Origin of the sequence: Vallitalea okinawensis, assembly GCF_002964605.1 — a bacterium.
Lineage (GTDB): Bacteria > Bacillota > Clostridia > Lachnospirales > PQDH01 > Vallitalea_A > Vallitalea_A okinawensis.
In genome coordinates, this window is sequence record NZ_PQDH01000001.1 from 500,580 (window position 1) to 517,229 (window position 16,650).

Here is a 16,650-nt window from a genome sequence, read left to right on the forward strand (position 1 = left end):
TATACTTTCTATTTCTCTGATAAAATCTCTCTCATTGGAAAACAATATAAAGGATATTATTTTTTGGGGTTGAAGTTATGTCTAAACACGCAAAAATTCTACTCATTGTTAGTGCATTGTTCACAATGGCTATGGGATTATCCAATGTTTTTGTTAATATCTTATTGTGGAAAGAATCCAGTGATTTTGTTCTCATAGCAAAGTATCAATTGATGCATTTTATATTCACACCTTTAGCATTTATTGTAGCTGGTAAATTATCTAAAAGAAAAAACGGTATATGGGCTCTACGAATCGGTATACTCTTATTTGCTGTCTTCTTTCTTTTCATACTATTATCCGGTGATTCCATAATCGATTACATTTACCCCTTTGGTATTTTATTTGGGGTAGCTGGAGGATTTTATTGGCTAGCTTTTCATGTTCTAAGTTTTGATTTTACAGCAACAGATAATCGTGATACATTTAATGGTTTTAATGGTTTTATAGCCAGTGGAGCTGGTTCAGTAGCACCTCTAATCGCAGCTTATATTATCGAAAAAAGTGAGGGTACAAGGGGCTATTTTATTGTTTTTCTTATCTCCTTAGTTCTCTTTGTGATTCAAATCCTTGTCAGTTTAACCATGAAGACTAAACATTACGGTGAGACATTAAACATTAAAAAGGTAATAGGAAAAAATGGTGAAGAATGGACAAATCTACGGAATGCAGTGAGTGCATGGGGTCTAAGAGATGTCATCATTATGTTCATCATAACCATTCTAATTTACGAAACCACTGGAAGTGAAATGAGTCTTGGTATACTGGTTTTTGTTGCAGGTCTTGTGACTTGTGGAGCATTCTTACTTGAACAAAAAATCATTAAGCCAAAGAGAAGATTATTCTCCATGCATTTGGGAGCTATCTTTCTATTTGTCTCAGTATTAGGATTAGTATTTGATATCAATTATATGTTTTTAATCATCTTCATGATCGTCAATGGTCTATTCATGCCTTTCTTCCTTGTGCCAATGGTATCTGCAACTTTCAATACATTGAATCGTAACCATGAAGAAGATTATAGAATTGAATACATCATCAATAAAGAGATCGCATTAAATTTCGGTCGGGTCGTTAGTACATTGATCCTTATTTGTCTATTAACATTTTTTGAAAATGAGAAAATTCTAAATTACTTTTTAATTTTTATCGGAGCAGCCCAATTTATTTCCCTCTTCTTCTTACGCAGGGTTAAAACTTGGGATAGTTGATCCCAAAACAGAAAAAAACTGCATCCACAGTAGGGTGCAGTTTTTTTATACCTTATTCAGTTGCAGCTTCCATCATAGCAATAACATTTTCTACAGGTACATCTGGTAGCAACGCTTCATGGCTAGGCGAAGCTATGAAGCCATCACCAAAGACATCCTTTAATCTCCTTACTTCATCTTTTATTTGCTGAGGCCGCCCAAAAGGAAGCAAATCTTGGGTATCGACCCCACCTACGAAAATAATATCTTTCTTAAACTGAGCTAAGTTTTCTGCTTCCATACCTACTGCTTTTGCTTGCAGTGGATGAAGAGCATCTACCCCTGCATCGATAAGGTAAGGTATAGCCTTGGTAATAGCTCCACATGAATGAAGCATCACCTTTAAATCATAACTTTTTGCTAAATCAATTAATTGCTTAAATCCAGGTAAAACAAATTTCTCAAACATTTCAGGACTAATTAACAAGTTCTTCTGACTACCAAAATCATTGCCTAAAAAGAACACATCAATTTTGTCAGCCAGCTTCTCAAAACAACGCCGGTTAGCTTCTAGGTAGAAATCTACAAGGTGCTTAGTAACCGCTTCAACTACTATAGGGTCCGTGTACATTTTACAAAAGTAATTCTCCATCCCAAAGAAATCAGCTGCTAGATGAAAAAATGGTGACCACATACCACCACATACCGCCATGCCATTTTCTATGGTCTGATCAATAGCTTTTTCGTATTCTGTAAAGTCCAAATAATCAGGGTCTGGCCAATCAAAAGCTTCTACCTCTTTAACATTAGTTGTCCCAGCAAACACACCATCTTGACTTAAACTAATACGCTCATGACCGCCTAGAACATCAAACATAGACTTTCCTTCAGGATGTTTCCATGCTGAATCGGCTTGTAGCCAATTGAAATCATCTTTTAATTTTAATCCTAGTAAATCTTTATCCTCAGGTAATCCAAAGTATCGACAGTATATCTTTACACTCTCTTCATGAGGGTTCCCTTTCCAAAATCCAACTCTATCAACACCTTGCCTATTAAAGATGGCATTAACTCTTTCTCTCCCAGTCATACTATCATCCCCCTTAATCCTAATAATGACTTTTAATTGGATTATACCTTATTGGGTTAAATGGATATATAGAATTTTCGGTGAATAAGTTGGATATTTCGGCCATCCTCTTTTGATTGTCAGTGATTCTTCTTATAGTCTCTAGGCGATACACCATACTCCTTTTTAAAGCATCTACTGAAATAAGAAACATCTTCAATTCCTATAGCTCTAGCTGCTTCTGATACTTGAAATCCCATGAGAAGTTTACTTGATGCAATCTTCATTTTTCGTTGATTGATATATACATGGACAGATTGATTGTAGTACTTTTTAAACAACCTTCTTAAATTTCTTTCCGACATATAATGCTTCTTAGCTACTTCTTCAACTTTAAGCTTTGTATGTATATGATTATTGATATATTCTATAACTGTATTTAGCTTCTCGTTACTGCTGTAATAGGAATTTTTCATTTGATCATTGGTTAGTAGGCAAATAAACTCAAAAACCAACGCTTTTAACGCTGAATACTCATTGAATAATCTGCTGGAAAGTTCTTTATTCATATACTTGTTATTTAATAAAGGTAAATAGTGAAAGAGTATATCAACGTCTTCCATAACTAATTGGTGAGACTTAATAAAATCCTCAATTATATGATCTTCATATTTTTGTGCCAACGTCTCTACATTCATCACTATATCAAAAGTGAAGAATACAAGATATAAATCTCTAGTGTCAAAGGAGGAAATTTCATGAACCACATTGGGATTAGCTAGAAACAAGGTACCTCTATTAACCTCATAGACTTCCTCACCATGCCTGAATAAGCCTGTCCCATCTAAAACTAAACATATTTCATAAATGGAATGGGAATGTTGATGATTCGTAGGTGTTTCATCAAAGCGAATATAATCCCCAACGCCAATATCTATACTGTATCTTCCATAATCTTCACGAACATGCATCGCATTTAAATAGGGTTTATTTTTAATGAAACTTGATAAATTAAAATAACTACGATTCATAGCAAGACTCCTAGCTTCTCATAATATGCACTCATTATAACATAATTTATTACTTGATTTATTAAAAAGAAAGGATTATTCACCAAAAAGTGAATAATCCTTTCTAACGCCTATCATTCAAATATTTCTGCAGCTAATTCTCTTGATAAGAATAATGTAGCATCATATAAGGTAGGTAAGAATAGGTATTTTATATTAAGGCTTAGCTTTAACAGATTCCAATAAAACATCTGCTAATTCCTTAAGTTCATTAACATTTTGATTATAAAAACCTACTCCCATATTCTCCTTCATCGAGATCATGTACCTATAATAAAGTCCTAGAGATGTTCCTATTGCCTTGCCTCTTAAATCAGGGTCAATATCACTCTTAATGCTCCCATCACCAAGACCTTCTTTTAATAAATTGACATAAACAGATAGGTTTCTATTGGTGGTTGATTCATATTCTTCTACAAATTCATTATTGATATCTTCTTTTTGCATGATTTCAAGAATATACTCTCTAAAAATAAAAGCTGGGGACTTACTGGTGTAATTCTTAGTTTGATTATTGATAAAAAGTTCTAAAATATTCTTTAACTTATCAAAGCTATTTCCTTTTAAACTTGATACATACCTTATAGCATTATTATATTCTTCTTCAGAATATTTCATCAGTATTCGCCATGCTATTTCATCCTTACTCTTAAAGTAAAAATACAATAATCCTTTACTCATATCACAAGCATGAGCTATATCAATCATCTTTGTCTTTTTAATCCCTTTATCAAGAAATATTTTTTCAGCTGAAAAGAGTATTTCCTCCATCTTCTTCTGTCTTCGTTCTTTTTTCTTTACTTCTTTTTTTTCTTCATTTGACATTAGATGAACCACCTTTAAGTTCGTAAATTTGATTTCAATTATATTTCTTATTTTTCCCTTTGTCAAATGAACAAATAATTTTGAATTAATACAAATACACTGAGAATAGCCATTACAAGACCAACAATTCTAAAAGAACGGATTAATTGTGGTGTTACGTCTTTCACCTTGTATTTACTTGGATTCAAGAAATAGATTACACTTTTAATAGTCATTATCCAACCAGCAATAGTGATGAATAGCCCACTATTCAATTGCCATTGATTATGAAGAAGCAAAATGACAAGACCAGAAGGTAATGTAAATATGGCAATAGCAAAAGCAGCATGTTCAAATTTTCCTAATCGAGCAAAAAACTCAGACCATTTTTCGGGATGGATGGCATGGGATAATCCTATCACCAGAAAAAGTATTGCAAAAAAATTCTCAATAAATAACGTCATACATATCACCTCCATATTTCAACTCAACATTAACAGGTTCTTTAATCTTATATGATGTAGTTACTTTCTTAAGAACATAGTGTTTCAATGACAGTATGAATCCCATCAAAAACCCATAAGTGGCCGGCATCGGGAATGATATTAATGTGACAGTTGGGAATAACCTTTTCCAAATATTTTGCGAATGATGGTGGTGTAGCATTATCAAGTTCTCCATGCCAAATATGAACATCTATTTCTATTTTATCTAAAGGAATTAACCATGGATTTGAAAACAGTATAACTTCATGAGCTGACCCTCGCCCTCCTTGTAAAAAGGCTTGCTGCATGTCAGCCATTAGTACATCTTTTATTGCTTTCTGTTGAAGTATCTTTTTATCACAATCTGGATATGAAGAAAGCAACATGTTGATCATTTTTTCAGGCTTTCGTTTAACTACTGTTGATAGAAAACGGCTATTTAGTTTTATTAGCTTAGGGATATATTTCCCCGACGTCATGATTAATCTATTCTTCCGATTTAGACCTTCTAATGCATCAGCAACAGGAGGACCACTACTGATAACGCCTACACCAGTTAAGCGATCTGGTATTTTCCATGCACATGCAAGGGTATTAGGACCTCCCCCAGAAACGCCTATAATAGCAAATTTTTCTATTCCTAATTGATTGGCAAGCTCTAATACGTCGTCTGGCCAATCAGCATAGGTACGCCCAGGCTTGAAATCAGAAAGTCCAAATCCTGGTCGATCTGGAGCAATAATACGTATCCCTGGTGCATAGTCCTTTCCTGGCTGTGGTTTCCATCCTCGTCTTGAGCCCGGATTTCCATGAAAGAGAAAAACAGGTTTACCATTGGGATCGCCGTACTCAGTATAACCTAATCGACGTCCATCAGAAAGTTGAATTGTATGATCCATCATGTAAAATCTATCAGTTATTTTCATGAGCTATTCCTCCTTATCCAAACTTGACCATTGGTCAAATTTTATAAATTTATTATACTATAAATTTGACCCAAGGTCAAATATAATAGAAAATTACATAAAAATACCACGTAAAAGTCTCCCTTACGTGGTATGCATACCTATCTCATTTAATTTTCAAAGGGGAAATGATAATCTAACTCAAGTTCATCTCTCAACTGAATCATTTGATCTCTTAGCACCTTATTGACAGGAGCTCCTTTATCTTTTCTCTCTAACCAAGCTAAGTGCTCTTTTTCTCCTGCAGTATAGATTCTATCATGACCTTCAGCCTTTTTGGATGCTCTTAATTGTCTACAAATTTCTCCAGATGTCTTTTTAAAGCTTTCCAACTCAGTAAAAGCAGTAATATCAATTGCCATAAAGAAATGACCTAATCCATAAGGTACTCTATTACCTTCCTCATCAAATCCACTCAATGCTTTAAGAAATGCTCCACCTTGTAACGCCGCTGAAAGTATTTCAACAACAGTGGCATAGCCATAACCTTTATACCCTGCTGTTTCATCACCGATTCCGCCAAGTGGAGCTAAAGCAGCTTTTCCCTGAGTTAAATCAATTAAGATTTGGTCTGTATCTGTACGTGTTTCACCATCTTCTCCTATAACCCAGCCTTCAGGCAGCTCTTTGCCGGCTCTTCCATATACCTCTATTTTACCTCTTTGAGAAACTGATGTAGCACAGTCTAATATAAAAGGAAATGCTTCATCAGTAGGTAAACCAATGGTTAATGGATTTGTTCCAAGCATGTTTTCCACTCCAAAAGTTGGAGCGATGGATGGTCTAGCATTAGTACCTGTTATACCTATCATACCTTCTTCAGCAGCCATCATAGGATAATACCCTGCAATTCCATAGTGGGTAGAATTTCTAACAGCAACCATGCCCATACCAAATTTCTTAGCTTTATCAATAGCCATTTCCATAGCTTTTTTCCCAATAACATGACCCATACCATGGTTACCATCTAAAACCGCTGTTGTAGGACCTTCTTTAATCATATCAATTTTAGTCTCCGGATTTTGAATTCCTAGCCTGATCCTATCAATATAGATAGGCTTTAGTCTACCAATACCATGGGAATCTATACCTCTCTTATCTGAGGTAATTAATATTTCTGAGCAAACTTTTGCATCCTCTTCTGGTACACCTACGCCTTTAAAGACATCTGTCATAAAGCCTTCCAACAGGTCAAAGTCAACCCGAGCAACATCTTTGTATTCTAGATCCATCATTCATCTTCCTTTCATAAATAATTTAAAATTATTTTTATTCTACAACATTCTATACTGCTACATTAACAAGATTATACAAAAAAGACCACACAAAAAACCAACCTTATAATAGGTTTATGTATAGTCTCCTCATCTCAAAGCAATAATTAAGTTATTACTATTTTATCATAAACAACAACATCTATCAAGTAAGACTAATTCTATAGTTGCTTTAATTGGTTCTAGTTGTTACCCCATCACTGATACTTTTAAACACCTCAAACCAAGAATCTACTTCACCATTAGACTTTCCATTACGTACAATAATCATACCGTTATCTGGTGAGATATAAAGATATTGTCCATATTTACCTGCTGCGAAATAATCTATAGACCCTATTGAATTAGTCTGGCTATACCACATGTATTGATAATTTAGATCATATTTCTCAAGCCAATCCCCTTTAGCATCATGAGAATCCTCACCTACATCAACAACAGTTGATTTCTTGATCCACTCTTCTGAAATGAGCCTTTCATTATTCCACATGCCACTATTGAGAACTAACCTACCTAATTTAGCAAAATCGATGGTTCTCGCATTGATGCCACTTTCCATTTTTTCAAAGCCGCTTTTCTGACTATCAATGCTCCATGAAGCATCAAATTCGGCACCTATCCTGGACCATATTTTTTTACTGAAATAGTCCGAAACATACATGTTTGTGGCTCTTTCGATAATGATCCCTAGCAATAAAGGATGATAATTATTATAATGAAATTTACTTTTAGGCTCTTCAACGACCTTGGTTTCTTTTAAAGCTAACTTTCTTAAATCAGGCATATAGTAGGTTTTGGCATCATCTCCAAGCCATAGCTTATCTTCTTCATATTGAATCCCAGCATTCATCTTCAGCAAATCTTCAATGGTCAGTTTCTCAAAATCTGTTCCTTTGAATTCATGGATGTATGTGGCTAAAGAGTCTTTCTCACTCTCTATATAACCATCATCGATCGCACAGCCTATTAATAACGAATCAATAGATTTAGCCATGGAAAAGGATGTATTCAAAGAATCACGTTGATACCCATTAAAATACTCCTCGTATAGGATTTTATCATTTTGAATAATAATAAATCCAGTCGTCCCATTATCCGAAAGAAAATCATCAAAATTCTTTACTTCTTCCTTCTCTTTATAGGTATACTTAAAATCCCAATGCTGGATATCTTCATTCAATGCTTTTTCAAAGTAGAAAATGTCCCCATCACTTTTCAATTCTCTGTAAGGAAATCGATTAACATCCCTAATATCCGATTCACCCCAGCAAATAATTCTCATTATATATTCTGGTGAATAGATGAGCATTGAACTACCGGTAATCATGATGATAACTGTTATTAGCACAAGAACCCCTCTTAATAAATACTTCTTCATCTTTATCCCTCACTAGCTTATACAAGCTCTATATAGTCTTATTTTCCTTTAATATAATGGCTGCTTTAATAGCTGTGTAACTCACTTCATTTGGTAGTACTTCTTTGATCGGCTTTAATTTTTCTATTCCGCATTTGTCAATTGCTTGATAGATTTCTTCTTTGTATTCCTGAGGTATAAACTGAGCAATATCAATGTCATGCCCCTCATCATAACATCTAAAGAGATGCCCTTCTACTGACAAGGATTTTAACTCTCTCGCTGTTGCTATTTCTTTTAGAGATAAACCCTTATTAAATAATTCTAGAGTTACTAAATGACTTGGCACTTTATCTTGATGATCCTTGATGACTTTATTAGCAATAGTTTTTTCAGGATGGTCATTGGTATAATCCATGATACATTGTAAAAATTGATCACCATACTTTTCATACTTAGAGACGCCTAGTCCTTTGATACCTAACATAGCCTCCTTAGTTGTAGGTAATTGGGTACTCATGTCATTTAGAGTACTGTCATGGAAAATAATATAGGGTGGAATACTGTTTTCCACGGCTATTGCTTTTCTTAATGAACGAAGTTGTTCAAATAATTGATTATCTTCTTTCTTCTTAAGTTGTACTTGAATCTTTCTCCATATCTTTTCTTCACCTTTAATGACGTTAACTGACTTATTGGTTAATTTTATCACTGGATACTTTTCTTCAGTCATATGTAAATAACCATCAGCGATGAAAAAATTGATGAGTTCCTGTATATCCTTTATGGATCTTTCTTTCATAATGCCATAAGTGGATAAACGATCAAATCCAAACTGTAGTACTTTTTTATTTTGAGAACCAGCCAACACTGAAGCAACCATAACAGTACCAAACCGTTGACCCATTCGATATATACATGAAAAGACCATCTGTGCTTCTGCTGTAATATCTACTTCTTCTCTATCATCTTTACAGAGGCTGCAAAAATTACATTCAACAGGCTCACTTTCTCCAAAGTACTCAAGAATATATTCTCTTAAACATTTTGACGTATGGCAATAGTCCACCATGGCTTGTAATTTCTTGTGCTTGATAACTTTTTGCTCACTTGATAAATCAGATTCTTCAATAAAGAATTTATGAATTCTGCTATCTCCTGTTTTATAAAGAAGAATACACTCACTTGGTAATCCATCTCTGCCTGCACGTCCTGCTTCTTGGTAATAAGCTTCCAAGCTCTTAGGCATGTTGTAGTGAATAACATATCTAACATTGGATTTATCGATACCCATACCAAAGGCATTCGTTGCTACGATTACATGTGCTCGCTCATACAAGAAGTCATCTTGACTTATATGTCTTTCATGATCTACCATACCAGCATGGTATTTAACGGCCTTCACATCTTTTCCAATAAGCAATTCTGTCAACATTTCTACTTCTTTTCTTGTAGAACAATAAATAATGCCATGATCATCTTTATTATCTTTGATATATTGAGTTATGAAGCGAGTCTTGTCCACACCTTTCTCAACAGCAAAATAGAGATTTTCACGATTATAACCCGTTACGACTTGTGAAGGTTCTTTTAACTCCAAAAAAGTGACAATATCCTCTTGGACTTGAGGCGTTGCTGTAGCCGTTAAAGCTAGTATAGTAGGACGTTTATCTAAACTCTTAATAAAATGACGTATTTTTAGATAACTAGGTCTAAAGTCATGCCCCCATTGAGATACGCAATGGGCTTCATCAATGGCGATAAGCTTCATGGGTAAATCCCTTAAGAAAAGCTTCATTTCCAGCATTTCTAGTCTTTCTGGGGCTAAATATAATATTTCATACTTCCCTGCTTTAACATGATCAAGCCTCTCTTGTATCTCTATGTAATCTAATGTACCGTTAATAAACGTTGCTTCAATACCTATCTCTAATAACCCATCAACTTGATCTTTCATTAAAGAAATAAGGGGTGAGACAACAAGAACAATACCGTCAAACAATAATGCAGGTAATTGATAACATAGGGATTTTCCGCCTCCTGTTGGCATGATAACAAAGGTATCTTTGCCAGCAATAATAGAAGTTAATGCCTCTTCCTGTCCTTCTCTAAAAGTGTCGTAACCATAATACTGTTTTAATAACTTTCGCCCTTCATCGATCATCTCTCTGATTTCCTTTCATCGTTCTATGAAACTAAACATCATTATTAAATTAGAACTTTCCTTTTCCATAAAAAAACTGTAAGAAGCACAGCTCTCTTACAGTCCGCTAACCAATAATTATTTCTCATCTATCTGTCTAATGCTATATCTCAATCTTACCAAAAACTAAACCCAAAATCAAGAAAATAGAAAATTTGAAAATCACTTGCCCATGACGTAACGTAAGGTGTTATAATTTGTATATAGGAGGTGGTTTGGTGTCAGAATCAAAACTTTATACAGTAGGGGAGTTTTCAAAAAAGGCTGGGGTTACCATCAGAACCTTACGGTACTACGATAAGATTGGTCTACTTACTCCCACTACCCACAATGATATCGGTCATCGTTTATATAACAACTCCGACTTTCAGAAACTTCAAAGAATCATCACTTTAAAATTCGTTGGTTTTTCCTTGTCAGATATTCAAAATGTAATGGCTTCTCCTGATACAAGTATTGAAGAAACCTTAAAAATGCAGAAGAAAATCTTACTTGAAAAAAGAGAGCATATTACTATGGTTATTAATGCTATTAATGAAACCAGTAATATGTTAAAGGAGGATCAGCATTTTGAATGGGAAAAATTTATCAATATTATACAGGTTATCAATATGGAAAAAGATTGGATCAATGAATCAGGTATTGCTCTTAAACACTATAACTGCATTCGGATCCATGATAAATTTAGCACGAACCTTTACGGATGGCGTCATTGGTTATTCGACCAGTTAGGAGACATGAATGGGTGCAATATTTTAGATGTCGGCTGTGGAGAAGCAGGGCTCTGGGTTAGAAATTTTCATCAGCTAAATGCAAATACTAAGATAACTCTAACAGATATTTCAGATGATATGTTAAAAAACGCTAAAGATCAATTAGGAGATAAAGCTTCAAGATTTACATTTGTATTAGCAGATATACAAGAACTCCCCTTTGAGGATGAATCCTTTGATAAGGTTATTGCTGATCATATGATTTATTATGTGCATAATTATAAAAGAGCTTTATCTGAAATTTATCGCGTATTAAAGCCTGGAGGCAAGATCTATGTATCAGCTACTGGTCAAGATCATCTCCAAGAACTTCCTAAGTTATTATCAGAATTTAATGAAGCCATACGATTAACAGGTTTTACACTGAAGAAATTCAATCTAGAAAATGGTGAGAAACATTTGAGTAAGTGGTTTCATGATATTGAATTACACAAGTACCAAGACGCCTTAGTCATTACAGAGGAAGAACCTTTACTACAATACATTTTATCCGCCACAGGTAATATGAGAGAGATATTAATTGGCGATATGCTTCAAAAATTTAAGTTATATCTACAGAACCTGATAGCAGAAGATGAAGGTTTACATGTAACAAAAAACACTGGATTATTCATTGGATGTAAGTGATAGTTAATACGATTAAGGGATAATCATATAGACCATAAGAGCAAGAATGAGGACGAAAAACATATCAATACTTTGTTATAATGAAACACACCTTTGAAAAAGAAGTATTTTGAGCTTTGGATAATCAAGCAAAGGAGGTATTAATAGTGTCTAAGATCAATTTGTCTTTCGATGAAATGTGGGATATTGTTATGGCATGTGATGGAAATTATGATGGGTTATTTTATACTGCAGTTAAAACAACAAAAATCTATTGCCGTCCCTCCTGCCGATCAAGAAAACCTAAAAAAGTTAATGTTGAATTTTGCTACGCTATTCACGAAGCTGAGAAAGCTGGTTATCGAGCTTGCAAACGATGTCAGCCAGAAGTGGAACACTCTCCACATGCCGCTCTTGTTAGGGATGTTATTGCATTCTTAGTCAACAACTATAAAGAAAAGCTGGAGCTCAAGGACATTGCAAACCATGTGGGTGTTAGTTCTTATTACCTTGCACGGCTATTTAAACAAGAAACTTCTGAAACACCACGGGCATATTTAGAAAAAATCCGTATTGATAAAGCAACCCATCTTCTAGAAAGCTCAGATCTTAAGAATCTAGAAATTTGCTATGAAGTCGGATTCCAAAGCACATCAAATTTTTATAAAGTATTTAAACGGCTTAAACATTGTTCCCCAACTGAATATAGAAAACAAAAAGTTAAGGAGCTACAGCAATGAATTGGATTGATCATCAGACAACCATTGAAATTTGTCCTCCTAAGGAATTTAATTTTCAAGAATGTTTAGTGTTTTTAGGCAGGTCAGATCAAGAAATACTACATCAAATTAGAGATGGTTATGTATATAAATTAATAAAAATAAAGCATCTATTGATTCTCATAAAGGTAGGATGTTCTGCACAAAACCTTCTCATTGAGTTCCCCATAACTCCTCCAACTATGGACATTAGAGAAGAAGTAGCTAGCTATATTTGGGAATGGTTTGATTTAGATCAAGACATCAGTCCTTTCTACAAAATGGCTAAACAAGATAGGGTATTAGAGCAATTAGTCCACAGTTATTATGGTTTAAGAATAATTTGTATCCCAGATTTATTTGAAGCATTGACATGGGCTATCATGGGACAGCAAATCAATTTAACTTTTGCCTATACTCTTAAGAAACGATTTGTAGAATGCTTTGGAGAAAGTATTACATTTGCAGGAGATACCTTCTGGTTATTCCCAATATATGAAACAATCGCTGATTTAGATGTAGATACACTTAAGAAACTTCAATTTACAACCCGTAAAGCAGAATATATTATTGGCGTTGCAAGAGCTATGACAAATGGAGGTCTAAGGAAAGAAGCTTTGCTACACCAACAAGATTATCATTCTATACAAAAAGCTTTAATGCAGATTCGAGGAATAGGTGCGTGGTCAGCAGATTATGTAATGATGAAATGCTTACATCACCCTTCTTCTTTCCCCATAACTGATGTTGGACTCCACAACGCATTAAAACTTCAATTAGGACTTCAGTGTAAGCCTACAATTGATGAAATTAGACAGTTAGCTAGCGATTGGCAGGGCTGGGAAGCCTACGCTATCTTTTATTTATGGAGGTCTTTATATGAATAAACTATACACGTTAGATTACAAATCACCTATTGGTCTTATAGAAATAATAGGTACCGATGAAGCAATTACTTCTATTCTATTTTCAGATGACCGTGACAATGTTGAAAATATGCTTGGAGAGAAAACTCCACAAGTAATGAGAGATTGTTACATGGAAATTGATGCATACTTTAAGGGTGAACTAGAGGATTTTTCATTTCCCTATCAAACCAGCGGTACAGAGTTTCAAAAAACTGTCTGGACTGCTTTAACAGAAGTTCCCTATGCTGATACTAAATCTTATAAAGACATCGCTGTCTCCATTGGTAATGAAAAAGCCATCAGAGCAGTTGGTAGCGCAAATGGGAAAAACAAACTTAGCATTGTGATCCCTTGTCACCGTATTATTGGTTCTAATGGGAAGTTAACAGGTTATGCAGGTGGTCTATGGAGAAAAGAATGGCTGCTACAACACGAAAAGTCTGTACAAAGTAAAAACTTAATCTGAAAAAGAAAAACTGTAAGAATTGATATTCCTACAGTTTTTTTACCTTACAAAGGCTATTTTATTCAGTTACCTTAAATCAAGGAAAAAGATACTCTCTCTACTTTTTCAATAAAACATTTTTTATTTTCCTTGATTAATTGATCTGTTAAGTCTAATATATAAATAAAGCAAAATTATTAAGTATAACGAATTTTCTATTCATTTGTTAATAAAAATAGAGGTGTATAATGAAAACAATTACTTATGATGACAGTCTTAACTTAAAAGATGTGCTCTATGTAGATGTCAGGTCAGAAGGTGAATTTCAAGAAGGTACCATAACTGATGCTAAACATCTTCCTTTATATGATAACGAAGAAAGGGCTTATTTAGGGCATACCTATAAAAACATTGGTAAACAAACCGCCAAAGAAAAGGGATTAGAAATAGCTGCAACTAAGCTATCTCATCTCTATAAGCAATTAAAAGATTTATCAAAAGATTATAATCATATTGTTATCTTTTGTTGGCGTGGAGGCATGCGAAGCCGCTCAGTCACAGCAGTGATGGATGTCATGCAACTCAATGTCTATCAGCTTGAAGGCGGTTATAAAGCTTACCGTCAACATGTCTTGCAGCAATTTGATCAATGGCGTGAAAAACCATTACACTTTGTAGCCCTACATGGTAATACAGGTAGTGGTAAGACATTACTCCTGGAAAAATTAGAAAAATTAGATTTACCAGTGCTTAATCTTGAAAAGTTAGCCAACCATAGAGGTTCTGTATTCGGCGATATTGGTTTAGGTCAACAACCATCACAGAAAACATTTGAAGCAGATTTATTTTCTTTAACAAGCGATTTAGAAAACAGCCCCATTTTTGTTGAAGCAGAAAATCCAAAGATCGGTAAAAGAATGCTCCCTCAATTTATAGTTGAAGGTATTAAAGAAGGTATTCATATTCATATTAACTGTGATTTGGATATTCGTATTCAGCGCTTGGTACATGAATATACCCAAACAGATCATGATGATAATCACGCAGATATTTATAAGGCTTTAGGTCATATACAACCTTTTATGTCACGAAAAGACTATGATGCTATCAAGACTGCTATTGATGAAGATGATCTTCATACAGCTGCTAAGCACTTACTAGATCTTTACTATGATCCACGGTATAACCAGTGGCGAAAGCTTTATGATACCTTCCATTATGAAGTGGATACAACAGATTTAGATAATGCCGCAGAAAAATTCAAAGAAATCTATGTTCTAGAAAAAGATAGGGTAAATGCTGGAGTGTAGTACTCCAGCATTTTGCATACGAGAAAATAAAAAATTATTACAGAACAGTCAAAGACTATTTATAAGGTCTAGCCATAAGTTGTTTTTTCTTAAGACTGTTCTTTTTAGCCCATTGAACCCAGCCTCTGCTTCCCATAAATATGAATATAAACCTAGGAATTTTGGGGCTTTCTAAAATATTACTACTAACATCTAACTCTTCATCCTTTATATGCTGAACCAATACATTAAAAGCCTTAAGTATATTTCGCTTCACTTTATTTTCCAAAGGTAAGTCAGGTGTTCTTGCTAAAAACTCACCTGCGCCTATACCTACCCCCATTTGCCATGAGAACTCAATCTTATCTGAGAAATGTTCCATTATTTTAAGTGCATGTTTATTCTGCTCTCCTTCTATAAAACCACAGTTAACAACTGCATATACCTTTGGTCTTTTGACTAGAACATTATTTTGATGATGAACAAACGTTTCGAACTGGGTCATAAAATCAAGCATACTGGATGGAATACTATCAACATAGAGTGGAAAAGTAAACACTAGACTATCATAATCCAGCAGTTCACAAAAAACCTCTTCTAGATCTCTGTTTTTTAAGCAATCTACAATACAGATATTATCTACTTTGATCTCTTCTTTTTTAATCATCGATGAGATTTCACCAATTAGAAATTGTGATCCACTACTTTTCCCTCTTGGACTTCCATTAATAAAACAGACTTTCATCAAACTGCTACCCCCTTTTCTGATCTACCTAGGTCATTGGTAAAGTCATTCATAAGTTGATCAATATCCTCTTTCCTTCTAGACATAAATGTTTTAGCTTTATCTAATTGAAAGTTAATGGCATTGGCTTGAGTTAATGCCCTAAATGTTTTTTCCTCCGACTCTGTTATATCTTCCCCATAACCTAAGATGATCAGTTGTGGATAATGGTCATATCGTGGAGCATGATGAACTTCATTATTGATTATCTTGAAGAAAGGAAGTATATTGGGTACAGTCCGATCCAGTACTCTTTTTATAGCTGTACTATAACAGCCATATACAACTGGTGTTAATATTATTACATAATCACTTTCAACGAAATGCTTATTTAACCTTCTACCAAAATCATCAAAGACACATAATCCTGGTGTCTTTACCCAACAGCCAAAACACCCCACACAATAATTCAAATCATCTTTTTTAACACTCAAATGAGTTAAATTCATAGTTTCTTTCTGGAAATAATTCAATACTCTTACTTCAATCTCATGCCCTAGTCGCTTTTTATTTGCTTCATCTGAAATAACTAATACATTCATCAATCTGGTCCTCCTCCATAAAGTTTACACTGTTAACATTTGTAATTCAAATTATAACCAATTAAGTTTACATTGTCAACATCATATGA

General features: G+C 34.3%; 16 protein-coding genes. 6 read left to right on the forward strand and 10 right to left on the reverse strand.

The annotated features are described in order from the left end of the window. Window positions 1–77: 77 nt before the first annotated feature. Entirely contained in the window at window positions 78–1,250 is a 1,173-nt protein-coding gene (locus tag C1Y58_RS02450; RefSeq protein ID WP_105614399.1) for an MFS transporter, read from the forward strand. 52 nt (window positions 1,251–1,302) lie between these two features. On the opposite strand, the gene C1Y58_RS02455 is transcribed toward C1Y58_RS02450, so the two are convergent. The 8 genes from C1Y58_RS02455 to recQ form a co-directional block, all read right to left on the reverse strand. Beyond that, the gene (locus tag C1Y58_RS02455) at window positions 1,303–2,319 is read right to left on the reverse strand and encodes a uroporphyrinogen decarboxylase family protein (protein ID WP_105614400.1); all 1,017 of its coding nucleotides are present in this window, start codon (window positions 2,317–2,319) and stop codon (window positions 1,303–1,305) included. 119 nt (window positions 2,320–2,438) lie between these two features. After that, complete coding sequence (locus C1Y58_RS02460) at window positions 2,439–3,329, reverse strand: helix-turn-helix transcriptional regulator (protein WP_105614401.1); 891 nt, start codon at window positions 3,327–3,329, stop codon at window positions 2,439–2,441. Between the two features lie 195 nt (window positions 3,330–3,524). After that, window positions 3,525–4,193 (reverse strand): TetR/AcrR family transcriptional regulator, encoded by a 669-nt coding sequence (locus C1Y58_RS02465; protein ID WP_105614402.1) that lies wholly within the window; start codon window positions 4,191–4,193, stop codon window positions 3,525–3,527. Window positions 4,194–4,255: 62 nt separating this feature from the next. Further along, window positions 4,256–4,636, reverse strand: a complete 381-nt coding sequence (locus tag C1Y58_RS02470) for a hypothetical protein (RefSeq protein WP_105614403.1) — start codon at window positions 4,634–4,636, stop codon at window positions 4,256–4,258. Between the two features lie 68 nt (window positions 4,637–4,704). Further along, window positions 4,705–5,583 carry an alpha/beta fold hydrolase gene (locus C1Y58_RS02475; RefSeq protein ID WP_105614404.1) on the reverse strand — a complete coding sequence of 293 codons (879 nt, stop codon included), beginning with the start codon at window positions 5,581–5,583 and terminating at the stop codon, window positions 4,705–4,707. A gap of 149 nt (window positions 5,584–5,732) precedes the next feature. Continuing rightward, window positions 5,733–6,854, reverse strand: a complete 1,122-nt coding sequence (locus tag C1Y58_RS02480; RefSeq protein WP_105614405.1) for an Ldh family oxidoreductase — start codon at window positions 6,852–6,854, stop codon at window positions 5,733–5,735. Between the two features lie 214 nt (window positions 6,855–7,068). Beyond that, a complete protein-coding gene (locus C1Y58_RS02485; RefSeq protein ID WP_105614406.1) occupies window positions 7,069–8,274 on the reverse strand; it encodes a serine hydrolase domain-containing protein in 1,206 nt (401 codons plus the stop codon). A gap of 28 nt (window positions 8,275–8,302) precedes the next feature. Then, window positions 8,303–10,417 (reverse strand): DNA helicase RecQ, encoded by a 2,115-nt coding sequence (recQ, locus tag C1Y58_RS02490; RefSeq protein WP_105614407.1) that lies wholly within the window; start codon window positions 10,415–10,417, stop codon window positions 8,303–8,305. A gap of 257 nt (window positions 10,418–10,674) precedes the next feature. Here recQ and C1Y58_RS02495 point away from each other — a divergent pair, with 257 nt between their 5' ends. From C1Y58_RS02495 to mnmH, 5 genes are all read left to right on the forward strand, one after another. After that, window positions 10,675–11,856: a MerR family transcriptional regulator gene (locus C1Y58_RS02495; protein ID WP_170311489.1), complete on the forward strand. Its 1,182-nt coding sequence runs from the start codon at window positions 10,675–10,677 to the stop codon at window positions 11,854–11,856. A 146-nt stretch (window positions 11,857–12,002) separates the two neighbouring features. Continuing rightward, on the forward strand, window positions 12,003–12,575 hold the full coding sequence (locus C1Y58_RS02500) for a bifunctional transcriptional activator/DNA repair enzyme AdaA (protein ID WP_242985317.1): 573 nt from the start codon (window positions 12,003–12,005) through the stop codon (window positions 12,573–12,575). Next, complete coding sequence (locus C1Y58_RS02505; protein WP_105614409.1) at window positions 12,572–13,480, forward strand: DNA-3-methyladenine glycosylase 2; 909 nt, start codon at window positions 12,572–12,574, stop codon at window positions 13,478–13,480. Before C1Y58_RS02500 ends, C1Y58_RS02505 begins: the two co-directional genes overlap by 4 nt. Next, on the forward strand, window positions 13,473–13,967 hold the full coding sequence (locus C1Y58_RS02510; RefSeq protein ID WP_105614410.1) for a methylated-DNA--[protein]-cysteine S-methyltransferase: 495 nt from the start codon (window positions 13,473–13,475) through the stop codon (window positions 13,965–13,967). Before C1Y58_RS02505 ends, C1Y58_RS02510 begins: the two co-directional genes overlap by 8 nt. A 227-nt stretch (window positions 13,968–14,194) precedes the next feature. Further along, the gene (mnmH, locus tag C1Y58_RS02515; RefSeq protein ID WP_105614411.1) at window positions 14,195–15,256 is read left to right on the forward strand and encodes a tRNA 2-selenouridine(34) synthase MnmH; all 1,062 of its coding nucleotides are present in this window, start codon (window positions 14,195–14,197) and stop codon (window positions 15,254–15,256) included. Between the two features lie 55 nt (window positions 15,257–15,311). Here mnmH and C1Y58_RS02520 read toward each other — a convergent pair whose 3' ends face one another. Together C1Y58_RS02520 and C1Y58_RS02525 are read right to left on the reverse strand one after the other, a co-directional pair. Continuing rightward, on the reverse strand, window positions 15,312–15,980 hold the full coding sequence (locus C1Y58_RS02520) for an NAD(P)H-dependent oxidoreductase (RefSeq protein ID WP_105614412.1): 669 nt from the start codon (window positions 15,978–15,980) through the stop codon (window positions 15,312–15,314). Beyond that, window positions 15,980–16,561, reverse strand: a complete 582-nt coding sequence (locus tag C1Y58_RS02525) for an NAD(P)H-dependent oxidoreductase (RefSeq protein ID WP_105614413.1) — start codon at window positions 16,559–16,561, stop codon at window positions 15,980–15,982. Before C1Y58_RS02525 ends, C1Y58_RS02520 begins: the two co-directional genes overlap by 1 nt. Window positions 16,562–16,650 lie beyond the last annotated feature (89 nt).